At 42.0% G+C, this 22,301-nt stretch carries 17 protein-coding genes; 12 read left to right on the plus strand and 5 right to left on the minus strand.

Annotation, left to right across the window (positions count from 1 at the left end; translation table 11 throughout):
* Nucleotides 1–142: 142 nt before the first annotated feature.
* From ACFO4R_RS00500 to ACFO4R_RS00525, 6 genes are all read left to right on the plus strand, one after another.
* Nucleotides 143–556 (plus strand): hypothetical protein, encoded by a 414-nt coding sequence (locus ACFO4R_RS00500; RefSeq protein WP_379786990.1) that lies wholly within the window; start codon nucleotides 143–145, stop codon nucleotides 554–556.
* Nucleotides 557–774: 218 nt separating this feature from the next.
* Complete coding sequence (locus ACFO4R_RS00505; protein WP_379786992.1) at nucleotides 775–942, plus strand: hypothetical protein; 168 nt, start codon at nucleotides 775–777, stop codon at nucleotides 940–942.
* Between the two features lie 172 nt (nucleotides 943–1,114).
* Nucleotides 1,115–2,014: a glutamate formimidoyltransferase gene (ftcD, locus tag ACFO4R_RS00510; protein WP_379786993.1), complete on the plus strand. Its 900-nt coding sequence runs from the start codon at nucleotides 1,115–1,117 to the stop codon at nucleotides 2,012–2,014.
* 88 nt (nucleotides 2,015–2,102) lie between these two features.
* Nucleotides 2,103–3,785, plus strand: coding sequence for a formate--tetrahydrofolate ligase (locus ACFO4R_RS00515; protein WP_379786995.1), 1,683 nt, complete (start codon nucleotides 2,103–2,105; stop codon nucleotides 3,783–3,785).
* Between the two features lie 18 nt (nucleotides 3,786–3,803).
* Nucleotides 3,804–4,289, plus strand: a complete 486-nt coding sequence (locus tag ACFO4R_RS00520) for a pyridoxamine 5'-phosphate oxidase family protein (protein WP_379786997.1) — start codon at nucleotides 3,804–3,806, stop codon at nucleotides 4,287–4,289.
* Between the two features lie 204 nt (nucleotides 4,290–4,493).
* On the plus strand, nucleotides 4,494–5,111 hold the full coding sequence (locus ACFO4R_RS00525) for a cyclodeaminase/cyclohydrolase family protein (protein ID WP_379786999.1): 618 nt from the start codon (nucleotides 4,494–4,496) through the stop codon (nucleotides 5,109–5,111).
* Nucleotides 5,112–5,676: 565 nt separating this feature from the next.
* Here the strand turns inward: ACFO4R_RS00525 and ACFO4R_RS00530 are convergent.
* Together ACFO4R_RS00530 and ACFO4R_RS00535 are read right to left on the minus strand one after the other, a co-directional pair.
* The gene (locus tag ACFO4R_RS00530; RefSeq protein WP_379787000.1) at nucleotides 5,677–7,131 is read right to left on the minus strand and encodes a Na+/H+ antiporter NhaC family protein; all 1,455 of its coding nucleotides are present in this window, start codon (nucleotides 7,129–7,131) and stop codon (nucleotides 5,677–5,679) included.
* Nucleotides 7,132–7,334: 203 nt separating this feature from the next.
* Nucleotides 7,335–8,153: a histidinol-phosphatase HisJ family protein gene (locus ACFO4R_RS00535; protein ID WP_379787001.1), complete on the minus strand. Its 819-nt coding sequence runs from the start codon at nucleotides 8,151–8,153 to the stop codon at nucleotides 7,335–7,337.
* A gap of 358 nt (nucleotides 8,154–8,511) precedes the next feature.
* Between ACFO4R_RS00535 and ACFO4R_RS00540 the strand changes: the two genes are divergently transcribed.
* Nucleotides 8,512–9,219, plus strand: coding sequence for an MgtC/SapB family protein (locus tag ACFO4R_RS00540; RefSeq protein WP_379787002.1), 708 nt, complete (start codon nucleotides 8,512–8,514; stop codon nucleotides 9,217–9,219).
* Nucleotides 9,220–9,648: 429 nt separating this feature from the next.
* On the opposite strand, the gene ACFO4R_RS00545 is transcribed toward ACFO4R_RS00540, so the two are convergent.
* Both ACFO4R_RS00545 and ACFO4R_RS00550 read right to left on the minus strand, forming a co-directional pair.
* Nucleotides 9,649–10,395, minus strand: coding sequence for an SDR family NAD(P)-dependent oxidoreductase (locus ACFO4R_RS00545; RefSeq protein WP_379787004.1), 747 nt, complete (start codon nucleotides 10,393–10,395; stop codon nucleotides 9,649–9,651).
* Between the two features lie 439 nt (nucleotides 10,396–10,834).
* Entirely contained in the window at nucleotides 10,835–11,482 is a 648-nt protein-coding gene (locus ACFO4R_RS00550) for a response regulator (protein ID WP_379787005.1), read from the minus strand.
* A 1,235-nt stretch (nucleotides 11,483–12,717) separates the two neighbouring features.
* Between ACFO4R_RS00550 and ACFO4R_RS00555 the strand changes: the two genes are divergently transcribed.
* From ACFO4R_RS00555 to ACFO4R_RS00575, 5 genes are all read left to right on the plus strand, one after another.
* Complete coding sequence (locus ACFO4R_RS00555) at nucleotides 12,718–14,322, plus strand: histidine kinase N-terminal 7TM domain-containing protein (RefSeq protein ID WP_379787208.1); 1,605 nt, start codon at nucleotides 12,718–12,720, stop codon at nucleotides 14,320–14,322.
* Nucleotides 14,323–14,326: 4 nt separating this feature from the next.
* On the plus strand, nucleotides 14,327–15,613 hold the full coding sequence (locus tag ACFO4R_RS00560) for a sensor histidine kinase (protein WP_379787006.1): 1,287 nt from the start codon (nucleotides 14,327–14,329) through the stop codon (nucleotides 15,611–15,613).
* 824 nt (nucleotides 15,614–16,437) lie between these two features.
* Nucleotides 16,438–17,367 (plus strand): hypothetical protein, encoded by a 930-nt coding sequence (locus ACFO4R_RS00565; RefSeq protein WP_379787007.1) that lies wholly within the window; start codon nucleotides 16,438–16,440, stop codon nucleotides 17,365–17,367.
* Nucleotides 17,368–17,472: 105 nt separating this feature from the next.
* The gene (locus tag ACFO4R_RS00570) at nucleotides 17,473–18,639 is read left to right on the plus strand and encodes a hypothetical protein (RefSeq protein WP_379787008.1); all 1,167 of its coding nucleotides are present in this window, start codon (nucleotides 17,473–17,475) and stop codon (nucleotides 18,637–18,639) included.
* Nucleotides 18,640–19,925: 1,286 nt separating this feature from the next.
* Nucleotides 19,926–21,623 carry an S-layer homology domain-containing protein gene (locus ACFO4R_RS00575; RefSeq protein ID WP_379787009.1) on the plus strand — a complete coding sequence of 566 codons (1,698 nt, stop codon included), beginning with the start codon at nucleotides 19,926–19,928 and terminating at the stop codon, nucleotides 21,621–21,623.
* A gap of 154 nt (nucleotides 21,624–21,777) precedes the next feature.
* On the opposite strand, the gene ACFO4R_RS00580 is transcribed toward ACFO4R_RS00575, so the two are convergent.
* Nucleotides 21,778–22,301 (minus strand): IS5 family transposase (locus ACFO4R_RS00580; RefSeq protein ID WP_379787010.1); only part of this gene is annotated, 524 nt, incomplete at its 5' end.

The following is a 22,301-nucleotide window of genomic DNA, read 5'->3' on the forward strand; positions in this document are numbered from 1 at the left end:
GTGATTGATTGGACCGGTTTTCAAAGAGATTTTTTGTTGTTTGTGGACCATTTTTAGATTAGCATATACATGTGTTCTTGTGCCGGTGGAAAGTATAAAATTCTTGTAAGAGACTGATGAAAGAATGGAGAGTGAATCTACTATGTTACTAAAAAAGAAAGTTTTTCTTTTTGGAATGCCCTTGCTTTTGGTGTTGATCGCTTGTTGCATTTTTCTGTTTCGTCCATATGAGAACAAGGCTCCAAGCCCCTTATCTCTTCATACCGAGCATTGGAATTTTATCGGGCAGGTGTCCAATACCTATGTTCGCTACATCGAAATCTACAATCCTGAAGACAATCCGTCCGACTTGTATCTTATTACAGAAAAAGGAAGTTTTCACGATTTGACCGCTTTTCCCGAAACAAGTGAAATAGTCATCAAACGAGGAGAACGTGTACGTATTCCTGTGAATGAGTTGATATTGGGAGATAGAACGTGGATCCACTGTTTTGCGAAACCGGTATCCGGAGAAGGGCGTGTAGATTTTCACGATATTATAATTAAAAAAATTTGAAACAATATCTTTTTATAGAGAAAGAAGTGTATAACCCCCTTTTGTTTGAGGCATAAAAGAAACAGGAGGGGGATTTTCATATAGAAGGGAAGAGTTGAGGTTTGAAAGGGAGGGGATTTATAGGAATGATACCCTCTGCTTGAGGGGTTCTTTTGTTTGTGTGTTGCATGGTGTTGCGGCGTAAAATCACACTTTTAAAAATCCTGAGATATGGTACAATGATAGATAAGAATGAGCAGTTGAAAGTCATTCTATACAAAAGAAGGACAACTTCTTTGGCGGACATGGAAGATGCCGGTCGTCTTCATCCGTCGGAAACAAGCTATACCGCTGTCCAAAACGGCTTGACGGAGGAAACTTGCAAGGTCGGTCCATGGGGCGGATAAGGGCAGGCAAACAGGAAAACGTCGATAATTTTGTCTAAAAAAGACAAAAAACTCTAAAATTCCTAAAAAAATTGACGTTTTGTAGATTGGAAATCTGATACAATGAGTTTATGAAATACAGACGTTTTGTCGTCATCAAATCATAAACACTACTATTCAGGAGGTTTTTAAGATGGGAAAGATCGTACATTGTGTACCCAACTTCAGTGAAGGAAGAAACGAGGAGGTAATCGAAAAGATCGTCGATTCCTTCCGCAATATCGAGGGAGTAACTCTTTTGAACTACTCTCCCGACAAAGACCACAACAGGACCGTTGTCAATGTGATGGGAGATCCCGCAAAGGTAAAAGACGCTATGGTAGCTGCCGCAAAGGCTGCAACCGAGCTCATCGACATGAGCAAGCATGAAGGAGCACATCCGAGAATGGGTGCGGTGGACGTGGTTCCCTTTATCCCGGTAGCGGAAGTGACCATGGAAGAGTGCGTAGAGTATGCAAAAGAAGTGGGAGAGAGAATAGGTGCTCTTGGAGTTCCCGTCTACCTCTATGAAGAAGCGGCATCCAAACCGGAGAGAAAAAATCTGGCGGATGTTCGAAAAGGACAGTATGAAGGGTTTTTTGAAAAGATCACTCAAGAGGGATGGAAGCCCGACTTCGGCCCCGGCGAAATGAATGCGAAAACCGGATGTACTGCCGTGGGTGCAAGGATCGCACTGGTAGCCTTCAACGTGAACCTGAACACCGACAAACTTGAGATCGCCGATGCGATCGCAAAGAAGGTGCGTTTCATAGGCGGAGGACTTCGTTTTGTGAAGGCGATGGGAGTTATGCTTGAAGACAGAAACCAGGTACAGGTGTCAATGAACCTTGTAAACTACAAAAAAACATCCATCTATCGTGCGATCGAGCTGATCAAGGCGGAAGCCGCTCGATACGGAGTGACCGTCTACGGAACCGAACTGGTGGGAATGGTTCCCTTGGAAGCCTTGGTGGAATCCGCGGAATACTATATGCAGCTGGAAGACTTCGATGTGAATCAGATCATCGAAAAACAGTTATTGAACAGTAAGTAAGAGAAAAGTAAGAAAAGATTTTTGGCAGAGTTTCCCCTCTCTCGGGGAGGCTCTGTCTAAAGCCATATGGAGAACAAGGAGGTAAATCATGTCGAACAAATTCAAAAGCGATATCGAAATAGCGCAAAGTGCAAACATGCTGCCGATTTCGGAAATAGCAAAAAACTATGGGATCTTGGAAGACGAGCTGGAGCATTACGGGAAGTATAAGGCGAAGGTCTCCTTTGATGCGATGAAGCGTCTCGAGTCCAAAGAAGACGGAAAACTCGTGCTTGTAACGGCGATCAGCCCGACACCGGCGGGAGAAGGAAAGTCCACCACCTGCATAGGATTGGGTCAGGCTCTGAACAAAATCGGCCAAAATGCCTATATCGCACTTCGTGAGCCGTCCTTAGGACCGGTCTTCGGAGTAAAGGGAGGAGCGGCAGGCGGAGGACACGCACAGGTCGTTCCTATGGAAGACATCAACCTTCACTTCACGGGAGATATGCACGCGATCACGGCAGCGAACAACCTGTTGTCCGCTGCGATCGACAACCACATCCACCACGGGAATGCTCTTCGCATCGATGCGAGGGAGATCGTGTGGAAACGCGTTGTCGATATGAACGACCGTGCTCTTCGAAACGTAGTTGTCGCTCTTGGCGGTAAGGTCTGCGGTTTCCCGAGACAGGACGGATTTATGATTACGGTCGCATCCGAGATCATGGCCATCCTCTGCCTTGCACAGGACCTGATGGATCTCAAGGAGAAGTTCGGAGATATCATCATCGGTTACAACTTGGACGGAGAACCCGTAACTGCAAGGGATCTCAATGTACACGGAGCAATGGCGATGTTGATGAAGGATGCGATTAAGCCGAACTTGGTACAGACCTTGGAGAACACCCCTGTTTTGATCCACGGAGGACCTTTTGCAAATATCGCTCACGGATGCAACTCTCTTATTGCGACAAAGCTTGCTTTGAAACTTGGAGATGTCGTCATTACGGAGGCAGGCTTCGGGGCGGACCTCGGAGCGGAGAAATTCCTCGATATCAAGTGTCGAAAAGGAGGTCTGAAACCCGATGCGGTCGTTATCGTTGCGACCATTCGTGCCTTGAAGATGCACGGAGGAGTAGCGAAGGCGGATTTGGGAGAAGAAAACGTTGAGGCTTTGAAAAAAGGCTTTGTCAACCTGGCAAAACAGGTTGAGAATATGAGAAAGTTCGGTCTGCCCGTCCTTGTAGCTGTCAACAAGTTTGTGTCGGATACACAGGCGGAAGTCGATGCACTCATCGAGAAATGCCGTGATTTCGGTGTAGAGGTTTCGTTGAACGAATGTTGGGAAAAAGGTGGAGAAGGCGGAGTCGAAATGGCTGAGAAGCTGATGCACATCTTGAATACCCAAACATCGCACTATGCACCCATCTACGACGAGACCAAGACCATTGATGAAAAACTCAATACCATCGTAAAAGAAATTTACGGTGGAGAAGGTGTGATTGTCGAGCCTGCTGCAAGAAAGCAGATCAAAAAACTTGAAGAACTGGGCTTGGATAAACTGCCGATCTGTATGGCCAAGACCCAGTACTCCTTTACCGATGACCCGACTGCAATGGGTGCACCGACAGGATTTCATATTACAATCAAAGATGTGAGAGTGTCGGCGGGAGCGGGCTTCATCGTATGCCAGACGAGTAACATCATGGTAATGCCGGGATTGCCGAAGGTACCTGCCGCAAACAACATCGATATCGATGCAAACGGAACGATCTCAGGTTTGTTCTAAGACGAAGGGAAGTTGAATATGAGGAGAAAAGATAAGGAAGTAACCGATATCGATAAGATCAACGAGATCATTGACAGTTGCGATTGTTGCAGACTCGGGTTCTATGACAGGGGGAGCGTCTATATCGTACCTCTCAATTTCGGACATCTTTATGAAGACGACAGGCATGTGTTTTATTTTCACGGAGCAAAGCAGGGAAGGAAGATCGAGCTGATCAAAGAAGCCCCAAGCGTAGGCTTCGAGCTTGATACGAACTGCCGTATTCTCGAGAACGAACTCGCCTGTAAGTTTTCAGCGAGCTATCAGAGCATTATCGGAACGGGACGAGTGAGCTTTGTGCAAGAGATGCAAGAGAAGAAACAGGCCTTGGTCTCTATTATGCAACACAATTCGCAGAAGAAAGAGTGGGAATTTTCCGATGCGATGGCAGCTTCGGTCTGTGTATATAAGCTGGAAGTAGAGGAACTGTGCTGTAAGCAGAGTCCTGCGGTCGAGGATCGGTAGAGCTTTGAGATCCAAGAGTTCCCACGGATCAGACCTGTCCGTCGGGTAAGAGGGAAAATGTCACGTCCTTGTGTTCATATGGACTTAAGATGATGTCGCTTCGATGGAGGTCTGTGTCCTCCTCATTTGCAAATAAAATCAAACGGAAGAACAGAAGTTTCTTTTCACGCAAAAAGATATAACGATAGAAAGGAAGTAGAGCCGATGTTAATTGAAAAAACAGTAAGAGGGTTTATAGATGAGACTGCCTCCAATTCTCCGGCACCGGGAGGAGGAAGTATCGCAGCTTTGTCCGCGTCTTCTTCCGCAGCCCTGATCGCTATGGTGGCAAATTTGACGGTGGGCAAGGAGAAGTTTGCCGATGTGGAAGAGGAGATGCAGGAAGTGATCAGGAAGGCGACTGCGTTCAAAGATATGTTTCTGGAGTACATCGATAAGGATGCAAACTCCTTCAACGCGGCGATGGCGGCATTCAAGCTTCCCAAAGAAACGGAGGAAGAGAAGGCACATCGAACCAAGATGATCCAAGAAGGATACAAGGGAGCGGCGAATGTTCCGTTCACGGTGGGAAAAGAAGCGTTTAAGTTAATGGAGTTGGCGGAGTTCGTCGTGGAAAAGGGCAATCAAAATGCCGTGACCGACGGCGCGGTTGCAGCGATGCAAGCCAGAACAGCCGTTCATTCCGCCTTCTATAATGTAAAGATCAACCTCGGTTCCATCAAGGACGAAGAATATGTTGCCAAGATGAGAAGTGAGATGAAGGAATTGGAAGATAAGGTCGATGAAATCGAAACAAGGATTCGTAGCAAGGTACACCTGTAAGAGGAGTCCAATATAAGAGCGACCTCCGTTATCAATTCGATAGAGCTGATAACGGAGGTCGTTTTTTCTTTTCTTCGTCGAAAGGTCAGTCTGTGGAGCTATTCGTTCTGTGTCTCCGACATTTCATACTATTCTTCGATAGAAGTATGGTTATATTTGTTTTGCAACCACGAAAATTCGTGTTCTCTTCTATGGAGTGCAAATCGTTGATATCCATTATTCAAAGGAATAGTAGTATCAGTTGGATTTCATAACGGAATCTGTTAAATTTGGCAGATTGAATGGTTTGAACGATCCTCCTCCAAACTGTTTTTCGGCAAGGATATTTGCTTCATGTCCGGCACAAACGGGGTAGTATTACTAACAAGTGAAAAACTATAGTTGTACATTCCATAAACGTAGGAGTTTATACGATTCTTCAATAGAAGTGTTGTTATATCTCCTTTATGACTACGAACATCTTTTTTATCCTCTGTTGAGTACAGGTTTCTGATATCCACTATTCAAAAGAATAGCAGTATTAATCAGATTTTGCCACCAAGTCTGATTTATCACAAAAACTCTATTATATAGAAGTTTTCTTTCGTCCGTAGGTCATACATTTTCCGCTAAATCCGTAGGTGATCGCTAAGATCCAAACAATCCAGCTGAAGAAAGAATATTGAAGCAGGGTCGTTGTAGGAACGAAGAGGACCGATTGATACAAGATCCCCGAGGAGGTCCAGGGCATAAAACCTGAACATCCCGTACCGAAGTCTTCAAGTGTTCTCGAGAGGTTGAGAGTATCGATACCCATCTCTTCATACTTGGTCTTAAACAGGGTACCGCCCATCAGGAGGGCAACGGTTGAGCTTCCGCCGACAGCAATCAATGCTACGGTAGCAATACCCGTTACAAAGATAAGAGAGCCTTGACCCTTTACGAACTTGCTGAGGTAGTCGAGGATGACTTCCAGACAACCGCAGAGCTCCGCAATACCTGCGAAGTAGAAACAGAACATGACCATGATGAAGGTCTTGCTCATATCCGAGATTCCGCCTCTTTCGAGCAGTTTTACGGCAGACGGATCCATGGCTTCAAGGTTGAAATTCGGATGTGCGGTGAGCACAATGTCGGACTCAAACCCGCTGTAAAGAACGTTGATCCCGTCCGAGAAGCTGAAACCCTGGTAGAAAACACCGATAAACAGGGCGATAAATCCGGAACCGAAAAGGATGAGGGTGGTGTTTTTTCTTGTCAGAGAGCCCCACAGGATGAAGACGATGGGCAGGAACAAGATGGGATTCCACTTAAACATACTGTCTAATGTTTCTAAAAGAGCCAGAGTGGACTCGTTGTGACCTTCCGACACGGAAGAGGCAGACAATCCGAGGGCAATGTATATAACAACGCTGAGCAGCATAGCGGGGACAACTGTTTTAGCCATATGGCGAATATGATCGAAGATATCGTTTCCTGTGATCATAGATGCCAAGACCGTTGTATCAGATAAGGGGGAGATCTTGTCTCCGAAGATCGAACCTGCATAGCAGGCACCTGCGACCAGACCGATGTTGACATCCTTCATAGCCATGGCCAATCCCATCATCGCAAGTCCTGCGGTACTTGCAGAACCGTTGGAGGTTCCGGTCGCGGTAGAGAAAATCGCGCAGAGAAGGAAGGCGCACAGAGCGATCCAACGGGGATGTACGATTTTCAGACCATAGTAGATCAACATGGGAAGTGTTCCCGAAAACATCAGAGCACCCACCATAAAACCGATGGCGAGCAGAATCATAATGACCGGCATGGACTTTCCTATTCGATCTCCGACGGCAGCTTCCATTTCCTTCCAAGTATAACCGCAACGATAGCCGAGAAGTGCGGTATAGGCGATGACGATGACGGTCAGTGAAACATAGTTCATGCTGTATACCACGCCCAAACCGAACATGGTAATCATAAAAATCAAGGTGGAAAAAGCTTCAAGCACGGAGGGCTTTCGTTTCGTTCGAGGTGAGCTTTCATTTTTTTTAAACATCTTACTTGTCGTACCCGGTTATATAGGTACTCTCCTTCTTTAACATATTTGGATACTGTATCCATAACCTTTTGATCATAATTTCCTTCTTTTGAAGAGGAATATCGCATCGAAACAAAGAAGATCTCATAAGATACTCCTCTATTCGTACGATGAAAAAGAACATCCCCATCGGTATGACGGCTTGAGATGCCGGAGGTCTCCTAAAGGGGAAAGAATTTGGGTTCGTGTTGAATAAAGATGTTATAATACTTAAAACCCGCTTCTTTGAGTAAGTCTCCCGCAATATCGAAACAAGCACCGATTCTTTCGGGGAAATGGGCATCGGAGCCTAAGGTTACAAGTTCCCCGCCGAGTTCCCTATATCTTTTGAAGGTCTCGAAACCGGGACTGGAATCTCTCATTCCGACTACGAGGGGCTTGGTATTGAGTTCGATTGCCTGCCCCCTGTCGATGGCAAGTTTGAGAATTTCATCCAGGATGTCTGCGTATTTAGCGTATGTAAAGCCCTTGTTTTTGCCGGGGACATCACGCAGGATGAAATCAATGTGTCCGAAGGCATCTACGGTCCGGGTATTTTTGAGGTTTTCATACTCGATTTCAAAGTATTCCCGAATGATCTGCTCGGGGCCGACACCTTCGTAGAGCCTACTGTCCTCCGTATCATAACCCTTGATGCTGTGGGTGGATCCGATGACGAAATCGAAGGGATAGGTAGCATAATCTTTTTGGATCTTCTCGACAAGATGGGGTTGAAGACCGAATTCTATTCCGATCAACAGATGCAGTTTGTCCTTGTAGGCCTCTCTCGCCGCATAGAGTTTTTCAAAATACGTTTCAAAAACAATATCTTCACGTTTTCTGAGAATATAGGAGAAATCTCCTTCGGGATGATCGTAATCCTGGTGATCCGTAACGCAGTAGTACTTCATCCCAAGTCTTACCGCTCGATCCAACTGCTCTTCCAGTGTGGCATCGCTGTCATTGGAAAAGTTGGTATGTGTGTGCATATCGGCATACATTCTTATCATCTCCTTTTATTTGTAGTACGATTATGTTTAGCAAGTACGGTGCCAAAGCTCAAAACACAGAAAACGTTTTCACAAGGTAGAGTTCGATGGTATGATCGGAGAAGAAGCGGAAAAAAAGAAGCAGCAGGACTCGAGGTCAAGTTGACAAAGAAAAGCGATCTAAGATCCGAATGGGGAAGGAAGAACAAAACACAAAAATTTTGACAGTTTGTTGTCAAAAAAATTGACAAAAAATTTAAAATTCTGTCAAAAAAGCTAAATTATAAAAATAAATAAAAAATATTTGAAATCATTAAAAAATTTTGCTATATTATTGAACTATAATCCAAAGAGGAGGTGGAGATAGAAGATGTATGATATGGTGTTAGAAGAATTTAGGGACTTGAGTCTGATGTCTATCTTCCTGAGATATATGACCTGCATCGTTTTCGGAGGATTGATCGGCTTTGAAAGAGGGAAGAAGAATCATCCGGCAGGACTTCGTACTCACTTGATGGTATGTCTGGGTTCGGCCTCGGTTATGATGGTCAGTCAGTATATTTTTGAGAATATTTCCTCGTCAGGAGATCCGGCGAGGCTTGGAGCACAGGTGATAAGCGGGATAGGATTTTTGGGAGTCGGTACAATCGTCGTCACCGGACAAAATCAGGTGAGAGGTTTAACTACGGCTGCGGGGCTTTGGGCTTCGGCCTGTATGGGACTTTCGATAGGAATTGGTTTTTTTGAAGGTGCTGTTATCCTCTGTTTCTTTATGTATATGGTTTTGGAGATGATACATCGCTTGGACCAGCACTTTTTGAAGTCATCAAAGATCAAGCAGCTCTATATCGAGTTTTCCAAGGATGTTTCGTTAGGAAAAATCATTCAACTCTTTGAAGAGAACAATTGCAAAGTGGAGCAATTCAGCTCGATTAGGGAAGAAAGCGAGAGTCTTTCGTCTATGATGCTGTGGATATCCTATCAGGGAAAGGATTTTGATCAAGATGCCGTCTTATCCGATATCAGAAGATCTGATAAGGTCTTTTTCGTGTGGAGCGGTCATGATGTCGTAAAATAGGCAAAGATGGACTTGGAGAGCGAATACCTCTGCATAACAAGACACCCGCAAAGTTTCTGAAAGGGATCGAAACAGGGCGGGTGTTTGAATGTCCGAAGCTCTATTTTTAAAGCTTTATATCAACGGTTCATACTTTTATCCGTTTTAACTGTCGATATTGATGATCTGTATCTTATAGGCTTTGAACTGCTTTTTTTGTAGTTTGCAAATCGGACATTTTTATACTTCGATCGAAGCAATGGTACTACACGAACACTGAAATTATTTTTGGGAGCTCTGCAGGTCACAGAGCTCTACACTTCGATCGTATTTCGGCATAAGGGCAGGTTGAAACTCATAGTAGTTCCGACGTGGATATAACCCTTTTCAGCTTATAACGAAGATGAAAAATAAAGCTAAATATTGGTATACCCGGAGGAAAAAATTCCCCTATGCGGTTTCTCCTCCATCGATGGGGATGTGCTGACCGGTGATGTACTTTGCTTCATCGGAGGCAAGAAAGGCGTACAAGGCCGCGACTTCTTCCGGCTGTGCATGTCGCTTCATCGGAATCCCTTCATTGACTACCGCGAGCATCTCATCCGTATATTCGGCACGTTGCATGGGAGTGAGGACGTAGCCCGGACAAACGGAATTGACGCGGATATAGGGAGCACATTCCAAGGCTATCGATCTTCCCAGAAGAATGACTCCGGCTTTAGAAGCGTTATAGTCGGTATAGAAGGGGTGACCCTCCATACCGTTGGTGGATGCCGTCATAAGAATAACTCCCGACTTTTGAGGCATCATACGTTTTACCGCCTCCTTGCAACAGAGGAACATTCCATCCAGGTTTATGCCCAGGACCCTCCTCCATTGAGCAAAATCACAGTCTATGAATTTTTTTCTTACACTGATCCCTGCATTGGAGATCAGAACATCGATGCCTCCAATCAGTTCATCGACCTTCTCAAAACCTTTGACCACGCTTTCTTCGTTGCTCACATCGACCGTGACACAGCCTGCCAAGCCTTTGATCTCCGATTTTGTCAAAGACAGTGCCTCCTCGTTGATGTCGAAGGCGATGACCTTTGCACCTTCTTCGACAAACCTCTGAACGGTCGCCTTTCCTATACCGCTGGCTCCTCCTGTTACCACAACGCGTTTACCCCTTAATTCCTCGTATTTTGCAGCCATACAAACTCCTCCTTTTAAACATTTGAAACATGTATTCCGATGATCAGTGTCAACCGTTATGCTCACTCTTATTTTAAAGCAAAAAAAGTGCCAAAGTACAGGAGATACTGTGGACGGTCTGTGGGGTTGAAGCGTGTTCTTGCCCCGAACCGTTTTCGGCAAGCGTTATAGTGCGACCCGAAAGTTTGATCTCAGAACAGTATAGATAAAGCGGAGAGCGAATCGGTCTTCCGATCATTTTCAAACGTATTTTTGAATGAACATGCAACGATGTGTGTTTGCCCAAGACGGATCTTAATACTATTATCTGCCAAAATTGACAGGTTGAATGGCTTGGAGTATAGAACTCTCCAAATTGTTTTTCGTGAATAGTATATTGTGCATATCCGGCATTTCTATCGGAAAATAGTGTAAGACAGACGAAATGTACAGAATCTCCCTAAAAGCCCGGGATTATAAATTGCTTGTCCGTGATATCTATGATCAATTTGACCTTGCTTTCATATCCGGTCTTAGACAAGAGGTTGTTTATGTGAAAGTGGACGGTTGCCTTCGAGATCTTCAAATGTTCAGAGATTTCTTGAGGGGAGTATCCGTTTACAAGCTCCCTCAGTACATCGAGTTCTCTGTTTGTAAATTCCGTACTTTTAGCAAAACCTATGTTCAATTCCGGGGTATTTTTCGGATAGATTTTTTCACCTTGGAGCGTACGCTCCAATATATTCAGAAGCTCGGAGAGTCCGCTGTCCTTGTACCAAAAACTGTCACAACCGTAGGATATGGCCTTGTTTATAAAGCTGTGTTCCGGCATCGATGTTGCAATTATAATTTTTATAGTAGGATAAGCAAGTTTGATTTTTTTGGAGTATTCAAGTCCGTTTTCTCTCTGAGAAGTATATATATCCATAATGATAAGGTCGATCCGATGATCCTCACAGTACATCTCGGCGAAGGATGCGTTTTCTATGGATGCGACGACGGTGTAATTGTTTGTTCGTATCAAAGCATCTTCTATGGCATGTTTTATTATGACCTGGTCTTCCACTATAAGGACATTTCGTTTTTTAGTGTTATTTTTATCCGGCATGATAATCAAATCTCCTTAATTTTTTTGAAGAATTGGCATATGATTTCAAAATACAAAGCAAAAGCGACTTTATGCTATGCTACGGCAATACCGCATAATGCAAGAGAACATCATAAAACCGATGATATACAGTTGATAAAATACTTAAAAATATTGAGACGACAAACCTTCGTATCTTGTGAACTCATAAGAAGATCGGGAGTTCGGCTTTGTGTAGCGGTTCCTAAACCTTGTATATGTAGCTATAAAAACGGTTTTCTCAAAAACAAAAGACGATCACCTGTACGAAAATGTTATAACGATAAGATGCCTCAATTCTTCCAAGTTCAGCATAACATTATTATTCATCGAGGTCAACGCGGTTTTTCAGAGGATGAGGTATTTTTAGGAAGATACTTCAGACGGTAAAATTGCTAATTTCTCTTCAGGTTTATAAAATGTGAAAATTTGTCATATCAATGGTTTTAAGACTTTCACCCTTCGTGTAAAATTGATTTTATGCTGATTTTTTGAATTGTGCGGTATTTTTTAAAAAAGAAGTGGACAAGAATCGCGAAATAATTCCCTTTAGAAGGCAAAAACGTGGTAGAATAAAGGGGTACAACAGATTCAAACCGGCAATTAAAAATCTCTTCAAAGGTATTTGCAAGTTGCACCCTCCGCCTTCGTAGCAGGGCTCTTTGACACTGTGAGAAGACCGTACGAAGGGAGGAGCGGTCTTCACTCTTGGCTTGCAGACAACAGAAGGACTTTGAAATGAATGGTTTTGGGACATATAACCTTCATATGCAATCGGCTTCACTGTGTTTTTCGCATTAGGAGGTATCTGCTCATAGAAATACCGAACAAAGGGATATCTCGTTTTTGCCGTCGTTTTATGAAGTACAAAAACTTTTTGAAAGAAATACTTCCAAAAATTTTATTTTTCATATAGGAGCAGTTTTATACCGAGCTTGCAAATGACACGCTACTTCCTATTCCTGGTTGTATGGTTGATACCGGAAGTTTGTTTCCGTAGGAGATGAAATGAAGGATCATAGTCAAACAACAGATATGACAAAAGTCCGATCGGATAATAACATACAACGAGACTTCAGAGGCTAGCCGGTCCGAGCTGTTAGGATGGGCGATTTCGAACAGACCTTCATCAGACATGAATCCGAGGAGCATTTATGACAACGATACTTTATGACAAAAAGAAAAGATACATATGGATAGCTGTTTTAGTAACAGTGATGGGCATATTTAGAGGAATAGAAAAACCGAACGGCTATATATTTGATATAGAGTTCATATTGAATTTCATACTAAACGCCACCCTTTTATTGGCTTGGATCATATCCGTGTATATCAGGATAATACATAAAAAGATCAGAGGTTACTTAATGTCGATCGGCATTCTGATGTTTTTTTGGTTGCTTGTAAGGACCGTAAAGTACAGGGTGCTCTCTGTGTTTTTCAATATGAATATGTTGTGGTATTTGTTTTATATACCGATTGTTCTGATACCCCTGCTCAGCTATTTTACGGCACGAACCGTAGGGCGGGAGAAAGATTGGAGATTGCCGTTTAAAGACAAGATGTTGATTGTTCCGGCAACGGTCATCATTGCAGGTGTGCTTACCAACGATATACACAGGATGGCCTTCGTGTTTGAAGGGAGCGCTTATGTAGGAATGACTTACGGATACGGGTTGTTTTATTATCTTGCATATGCCTTCTCTTTTTATTGTGTCCTCGCTTGTATATCTATCATGTTCAGAAAATCGAGGATAAAAGAGAGTAAAGAAAAGATATACCTGCCTTTTATCATAGTGTTTGTCTATATTTTATACAGTGTTTTCTACAACTTAAATCAGAATCATAAGTTTTTGCAGTTTATTGAAATAACAATCGCTTACTGTATGACTACGATTGCGTTTTGGGAAAGCTGTATACAGATAGGTCTTATAAGTTCAAATTCCAATTATAACAAGTTTTTTAAGAACTCTACGATGAATACGTGGATCGTCGATGATAACGGAACTGTCCGCTATTATACAGGAGAAAAAAACAGGATCGATCCGGATACTTTTGAGCAGTTGAAGAGGGACGCTACGGTCTTTGAACACATAGGAAGCAGGCTTTATATGAACCCTATAACAGGGGGCTATGTCATTCGGGAAGAACATTCGGATGCGATACTTCGTCTGATCGATGAGCTGGAAGAGGTCAACAGTAAGATAGAAAACGATATTACTTTGATTCAAAATCAGATGAACATAGATGAAAAGAGGATAAAATTTAAAGAAAAAAACAGGTTGTATGACATAATAAACAAACATACTTATGTCCAAATGAATAAGATCAAAGAAAATTTGGACTACCTAAGTAAAAATGGAAACGATCAAGACAAGTGGCGGGAGGTCAATATTTGTGCGACATATATCAAGCGTTACAGCAATCTTGTATTCCTGAGTGAATATAATGACAAGATCTCTCTTGAAGATGTGGGGATAACCATAGAGGAAAGTCTCAATAACTTGAGCAAAACGGGGATTTGTGCAGGCTTTAAACTTGACTCTTGTGGAGAGATCGATAAGGACAGGGTGTTTGTCCTCTACAATGCGCTACAGAGAATAATCGAAATGTTTTTTAGGCATTTGAGAGATATTTTTATAGTCATACGCAGTTCCGGGGAGGATTTGAGTATGTCCGTACTCCTGAACGGAGAAGGATTACGCGAGCAGTTCAACGGGGAAGAGTTTATTGAAAGCACTGTGAGAGGTCCTGCATGCTGTGACATCTATGAAGAAGACAGTGACAATATTCAAATCAATATGAGATTCTGTAAGGAGTGAACCAATGAGATTCGTTGATTTGACGACAGTGGTCCAAGTTGTTATAGCGATTTTTTATATCGTAGCCATAGTCTTGGAGATAGGTTGTGTCATCATTGATTTTATCAATAGGAACGAGAAAGATCACAGAGCGTTGTTTATGAGTTTGATCGTTATTTCCTCTATCCAAATATTTATGATGATCGAAATTTTTTACGAGAAAGAATGGAAGGTTCCCGTTACCGGTTTCACTGCTGTAAGCGCTGAACAATCCATATTCTTCTCGGTATCGTTGCTGGGAAGTATGTTGGGTGCGAGTATGTTTTATATCGTCGGGAACTATAGAAGGTATAAGAGAGAAATCAGCTTCAATTCCATAAAAGAGGCGTTTGACGACCTTCCTAAAGCCATAAGTATAATCAATCAAAAGGGAATCCCCGTGCTTGTAAACAAACAAATGTATGAGTTGGTCTATATCGTAACGGGAAAAGATTTTCAGAGCATGGATGATATCGTGGGTATCTTGAACAAAAACGCGGGTTATAAGGGTGTTACATTTATCGGATCCGAAGAGGACAGTATTGTGTTCAAAACCCCGGACAAACGTGTATGGAGGATAGATCAAAAGACCTTTGACTTGGACGGCGATGTATACAGGGAGATATCCGCCAACGAGATCACGCAGATCTATGAACTGTCAAACCGATTGCGAGAAAAAAATTTGGACTTGATAGAACAAAAGAAGAGACAGGAAAAACTGTTAAAAGATATCATACAGTCAAAAAAAGAAGAGGAGATCCTGAACTTAAAAATAGATACTCACTCCAAGTTTGGAAAGGCGATCCTTGCCACACAGTTGTTTTTAAGCGACCAAAACGAAAAATCACCCATTGACATTTGGCAGGATGTAATCAAAAAGACACAGATGTTGGAGGAAGAGGATGAAAACAGCAACTCTTCATTAAATCAGTTGATCGATGCATCGAGTGTGTTCGGATGCAGGATCGTTTTGGAAGGAGAATTGCCTAAAGATGATAAGACGAGTTATCTTATCGTAACAGCTATGAGAGAGGCGATAACCAATGCAGTCAGACATTCCAAGGCGGATGAGGTGCGAATAAATATAACGACGACGGACTCTCTGGTAAAGGTCGAAATAGAAGACAATTCCAATACAAAGATCAGAAGCATAAAAGAAACGGGAGGGCTTGCAGATCTGCGTAAAAAAATCGAAAAATCAGGAGGAGACCTTCGTGTGGTGTGCCAAGCGTGTGTGAAATTGGTCATAGTACTTCCTGTAAATAAAGCCTAAGGAGTATCTTTGCTCGGTACTTCCGGAGGCTTTTTTTGATCGGTGAAATACCGCACCGAAGGTATATCTTGCCTTTGCAATCGTCCTGTGAAGTGCGAAGAGCTTGTGAAATAAATACGTCCAAAAACTTTATTTTTCATATACGGCAGTTCTATGCCGATATTGGAATTTATACTATTTTTCAATAGAAATGTGGATATATCTATTTTTCGATGAGGAAAAACTATGTTGTCTTCCATGGGTCACAGATTGTTTATATCCACTATTCAAAAGAATAGTAGTATTATTCGGCATCTCTTTGGCAAATCTTCCTTTTAGAAACACCGCGTGAGATGTTAGGTTGTTGATTTTCTTTTGAGTTGCTAAAACACGTGAGCCTGTCTTGTCAATAATTTCAAGAATATCGTCCTTCGGATGAAACATATGCTGATTTTTCAAATTATGCGGTGCGACTTAGCCAAACCTATACTTTTGGATAGGGTGATTTTTTGAAAAATATGATAAGTTAAAGGTGTAGATATATAAGCGGATTCGGATCGCAGTCTGTTTGAATTGCACAGTCGGTCTCTCTTATGAACATTGAGGTTTGTTTCCCGTACCTGAGTCTTTTTTGAAGTCGATTCTTCGATCGGATTGTTCCGAGAGAGGGAGAGAACTTTTTCGCCTCCTTGTCGATGTCGGAGAACGGTGCTTCGTGCAAGTACGTAAAGAATATTTGCAGTTACAGGATGACCGTCTTTCGATCGAATAAGGGCATGAACTACAAAAGTATCTATATTTGGAGATTGTGGAGTACAGGATCTGTTTTGGAAAGGAAGTGACTTATGAAGAGGATCTTAAGGCTTTTAGCAGTACTTTTATCGGGGGTTTGTCTTGTTGCCTGTTCGGTGGAGTCGCAGCAACCGTCAGGTAGTTTGAAAGAGAATGAAAAAACGCAGACAAAGGAAGGTCTTGAAGACGAGCAAGGGGATATCGTTCAAGAAAACAGGACCGTTCAGGAACAGTCGAGGGAAGATCCTCTTGTATTTAATTCTCCCCGTGATATAGAAAAATTCCTGTTAGGGGATTGGACTTACTTTCATCCTGATTCTTTTTCCGATGCTGCATGGTTCTCTGTTGCTGAAGACGGGTCCTACAGCCTCGATATAATCGATCCTGAGAACGGAGAAGAATTTCATTCCGTCGGAAATTTGCAGATTCTGGATCATACTCGGGATGAGAGCGGGTTTGGAAATACGATTTCTTTCCAAATCATAGACCTTGAGGTTCCGGAGTCTAAAAAAGAGAGATATGAGTTTTTTGATCAGGACGGGGATTTTGCGTTGACATACAAAACTCTGGGCGACGGCGAGATTATTATTCAATTGTTTCAGGTCAACAACGGAGACAGTTTGATGTACGACGTCTTCGACACGCCCTCCCATGTATTTCGAAAAAGAAGTGATTTAACACAGACCTCACAGATCGAAAAAGATTCCAAGTTTTATGCGATTTGTTGCAAAAAAGACTATGGAAAAAAACGCGTATGGCTCGATCGGGTGGAGTATGATCCGGACAACAAACACATCGTTTATGGAAATACTTATGAAGCACTTGCCTATGAAATGATGAGCTTGGATGACCGAACTCCGGATCCGGGGGCGGAGTACTTATATCAATTGGTATATGTTACCACGGATGCACAAGGGAAGATCGTATCGTATGAGGAGATTGAATTTGATGAGCATCCCTCGGATGGGGAAGAGGATGTGTAGAGAGGTGTTCTTCCTGTCAGGTGTCTTCACGTACAAAACGTTTATCGGAGGATGCAGGATCACTGAGAAACAGAGGAAGAGGACCGTGTTGGAAAGGAGTATCTTATGAAAAAAGCAAAAATCCTTATACTGATTTTTTTAGTAATTACAAGCATTTTCGGAGGATGTACCCGCAGCGTTGAGCCGAAGAGTGCAGATACCGGTACAACTTCGGATAACGAGACGAAATCTCAAGAGGAGGAACAGGAAAAGCCTCCTTCACAAGCTTCGGATGAAGTGCCGCAAGCCTATGACGACTTGTTGGAAGAATATCATCGATTCATCCTGACTTATGATTACAATAGTGATTTCGACAACGAGGAGATCGATGAAAGCAAGATAGCGGTTTGGGAAAAGATGCTTGTTTTGGATCGCGAAATGATACTCAAGGAAGTTGGATATCATATGATGGATATAAACGAAGACGGAATCCCCGAACTTTTTATCGGAGATGTGGAAAACCAAAACGGAAGCGATGAGATCGGTAATATCTACGCTCTATTTACACTGAAGAACGAACTTCCGCAACTGCTGTTGGTAGGGGATCAGAGAAACAAATATTTTTATTTGGACGATGTGGAGTTTGTCAATATAAGTACGGTAGGTGTTTTGTATTCCATGGACCTGTTCAAGTTGAGTAAAGATGAACTTGAGCCGCAGGATAGTTCGTTGTACTTCTCCCAATATAAAGAATCCGGGGGAGAAGAGGTCGGGTATTACCACAGTTTGGCGGGGAATTACGATATCAACAATGCGGAAGAACTCGACAAAGAGAGGTTTGATGCCCAAACCTCAGACCTTATCCGTCGAATAAAGGCAATAGAGTATACACCTTTTTCACAGCGTAAGATAGGTGCGGATGCCTTGATCACCATTCGTCCTTCTACGGATTACGAGCTCGATTATCTGTTTGACTATGACTCATTTGGTACCGAAGATGAAAACAGGCCTTCAAGGATTACGATACAAACTGTGGTCGGTCTCAAGAACTTCAAGCTTTTGGACCTTACAGACGGGAGCGTTGGCGAAGACGGAACATACAAATTTAACGAAAAAGTGATCTATGAGCTTGATTATTTGGATCCGAACCGTCCATTCATTGTCGGTGTAGCTTTTTATGGAAGTATTCCCAACAACGGATTCTCCTATGTGGATGAGGAAGGGAAGGAGCACAAGTTTATGATTTTTGACAGTGGGTTGGATGACAGTATTTCGTTTAAAGAATATGAATAAGTGTAAGGAAATAAACTGTATCATGTGCGAAAGATGCAGCCTCCAAACCTAATCAAATGCCCGAGAATGTGTAGAGGGCAGATACCGCCCATATGATGATGAGAGGCTGTACTTGTTATAGACAGAAGGACCTTCATATCGATCCTGCAACCACAAAAAGTCAGTTCATTTCCTGTGGAGTACAAATCATCGGTATCGATAGGCCGGATGACAGATGGGGATCGACGGTAGGTTTCTTGTGCACATATTTGACCTGAACATCGGTAGTGTAAACGGCACTAGAGAATAACTACGATCCACGTGAATATGGAATTTGAACTGTACCGGTGGCAGTTCAAACAGGTGATGCTGTTAAGGTGATGCCGTACAATTTGAAAAAACAATGTAAATCCGATTTCACACGAGTGATACATTTAAAAAAACCCCTTTATTTTTAAATGCTTTCTGAATCTTATCAATAACGATAAACGCATTGAATATCTTTGTACGGTATTTCTTTAAGAAATATTTGAATGGTTGAACATTCATTTCGGAAGGAAGTGGTCTATGTAGAAGTTGATGTTTTTGAATCATATTTTATCAATACGGGGATCAGATAAATGACATATCTGTGAAGAAGAGTATAAGGCGATACCGCATAATTTGAGAAAACAATGTAAATCCGGTTTCACACGAGGGATACATTTTTTGAACCCCTTCATTTTAAATGATTCTCGGATGTAAACCGAGAGTAAGCGCATTGGATATCTTTGTGCGGTGTTTCCTTATTCTACTCATACCAAAACCCAAGTAACGAGTCAGGTGTATGGGAGGTATAGAGATAAAACAGAATTTATAGTAAATGAAGTGCAAACGGAACGAGGATGTTTTTGAAGCTGAAAACCAAGTTGTGAAGCGTAGCATCAGAACTTTCTAAGGCTCAAACAGCTAATTTATGTCGATGTTTCACTCGTTTGGAATGGCTTAGCAAACTTCGTCATTCACCACGTTCAGCCTTTTCTTCTACGCGATGCTCCGCTGTGCGCTTTTTCAATCGATCACAAGCTTTGCTTGCTCTCGAGAGCAGAGTTATCGTTCTTTATTTTTCGCTTTCATACCCGAGTCCCGTGTTGAAAAATACTCATACAGATAAGGCAATGCAACAGGTAATAGTATCAAGCAAATCGATCAGACCAAAAGTAGAACACGTCTTTGGGATCATCAAAGCAAGATCGGGGTATTGAAAGACGAGATAGAAAGGGTTTGTATTTCGTTTATTGAAAGTGAATTAAGCAAAGGGGGTTACTATGAGAGAGATTATTAAACTTAAAAAGACGGCATTTTTAATAATCATTATGTTGGGGATGTGTTTCTTATTTCCTTTAACATCGTATGCGGATTATGTTTCAGTTCCCGTTGAGATGAATATAAGCAAAACAGGGGAGCAGGATTTGCCGAGTGAATGGAAATTTTTGATTAAATTTAGAGAAAATGACGGAAGTGAAATAGTAGGGGATCATGAGATAAATTCCTTACCTGACAGCATTACTTGGAAGCTGTCACAGGGGACTTCGATTAGCAGAGTCTTGGAAATACCCGTACGTCAAAAGATATACACCATTTCGATTTTTAACAAAGATCCGGATAATCCTTTTGCAATGTATGATCAAAGCGGATGGGAATATGACAATTCAAAATACTTTTTAGAAATTGATTATGATGACGACGATGGATATCAATATACGATTCGGGATGAAGACAATAATATAGTACCCAAAATGGTATTTAATCATACCTATAATCGAAGCAAAACTTATACAAGCGGGTTTGCTGTAAAATTGGATATTCGTCAAGCTAATACCGCAGTGCCGCCTCCTCATGCATTTCAATTTGAATTTGAAAATTTGGATTTTCCGAATCAGCCGGATTTTAATGCATTAGAAATTGTTGACAATTCAATTGTTGCAAATGGTGTCGGAACGGTTGAAAAAGTTTTGAACGTAAAAATTAATGTGGATGATATACTGGCTGCTGACAGCAAATGGGAACGACCGACACTTATTCCGTGGTTGTATACGGCAGTATTTAAATTAAAAGTAAAAAATGATTCTGCAAAACACTGGGAGTATGATAATAACTTTCGTTATATCCTATTTACCTATAATGATAAAAATAGGTTTTTGGATACAAGAGTACTTGACGCTTTAGGAAATGATGCCTATCTGTCTTTTGCAGAATTTACAAATACTTATACGGGAATGATATCTTCAGGTGGAAACGATACTACAACAGAAAGTAGCATTTCTGTTCCTGAATCTTATAATTCTGATGAAATCTATACTTCGACAAAAAATAATATATATATTCCGGAACTCACTAAATTTCATATTGCTTATATAAAAGGGTATCCGGATGGAACAGTGAGGCCCGTAGATAACATTACAAGAGCTGAAACAGCTGCTATGATTTATAGATTGCTTACGGATGCTCGTCGTTCGGAAATAAAGACCGATAGGAATACTTTTAGTGATGTGAGATTGAGTTCCTGGTATAATGAAAGCGTTTCGTCGATGGCTAAAGGAAGATATATTGTAGGTTATCCCGATGGCACATTTAAAGGGGACAAATCGATAACAAGAGCAGAGTTTGTTACAATGCTTGTTAGATTTATTGAGCCGACAAAAGGAGAAAAAGTATTTTCTGATGTCAGCGAAAGTCACTGGGCATATAATCAAATCAGTACAGCAGCTGCAGTAGGTTGGATTTCAGGATATGAAAATAATACGTTTGAACCGGATAAAAGTATTACAAGAGCAGAGGTTGTTTCAATACTAAATCGCGTATTGAATCGCGGCGTAAATGAAAAAAGTACACTGTTAAACTTCAAAAATTGGAAAGATAATCCGGCCGGTTCATGGTATTATTACGAAATTATCGAGGCAGGCAACAGTCATGAGTACAAGGGAACTCGTCCATCTGAAAACTGGACAAAAATTTTGGATTGATAATTCAACCGTTTCTGCCGGGAAATTATGGAAAGACCTCACAATTGGCAGAAAAAAGAATGGGGATAATAGGGTAAAAAATTGATATTTATTCCCCGTTATCTCCATGTTTCTCTTTGTTGTGCCCGATTTTTCGTTTTTCGGGCACAACAAATTAAGCACTTAGGCTCCGCCTCTGTGCGATCAATAGATTCGCCAAGCTACACAGGATATTCAGCTTCGCCTCCTGTTTCTTAAGTCCTTTATATCTCGTCTTTCGATACCTGAACCTTGCTTTGATGATCCCAAAGACATGTTCTACTTTGGATCGAATCGATGATTTCTCCCTCTCTCTTCGTTTGATCTGTCCTTTCGATCTCCCACTCTTCTTCCTGCTCTGTGAACGTCTCTTGTTGATTTTGTAGTTGATCTTTTGTCCTTTTTTGTTTCTCTTTCTTGCTTCCTCCCGTCGCTCTGCCCCCAAATAAGCGCTATCTCCATAAACTTCTTTTTCTTCTCCTGTTAATAACTCCGGCACCATCGTTACATCGTGTACGTTCGCTACACTTACTTTTACGCTGTGTACCAAACCATTTTTAGCGTCTACCCCTATATGGGCTTTGTATCCGAAGTACCAATTGTTTCCTTTCTTTGTTTGATGTGCCTCCATGTCTCTTTGTTTACTTTGGTTTTTTGTGG

Origin of the sequence: Filifactor villosus (genome assembly GCF_042652965.1) — a bacterium.
Taxonomy (GTDB): Bacteria; Bacillota; Clostridia; order Peptostreptococcales; family Filifactoraceae; genus Filifactor; species Filifactor villosus.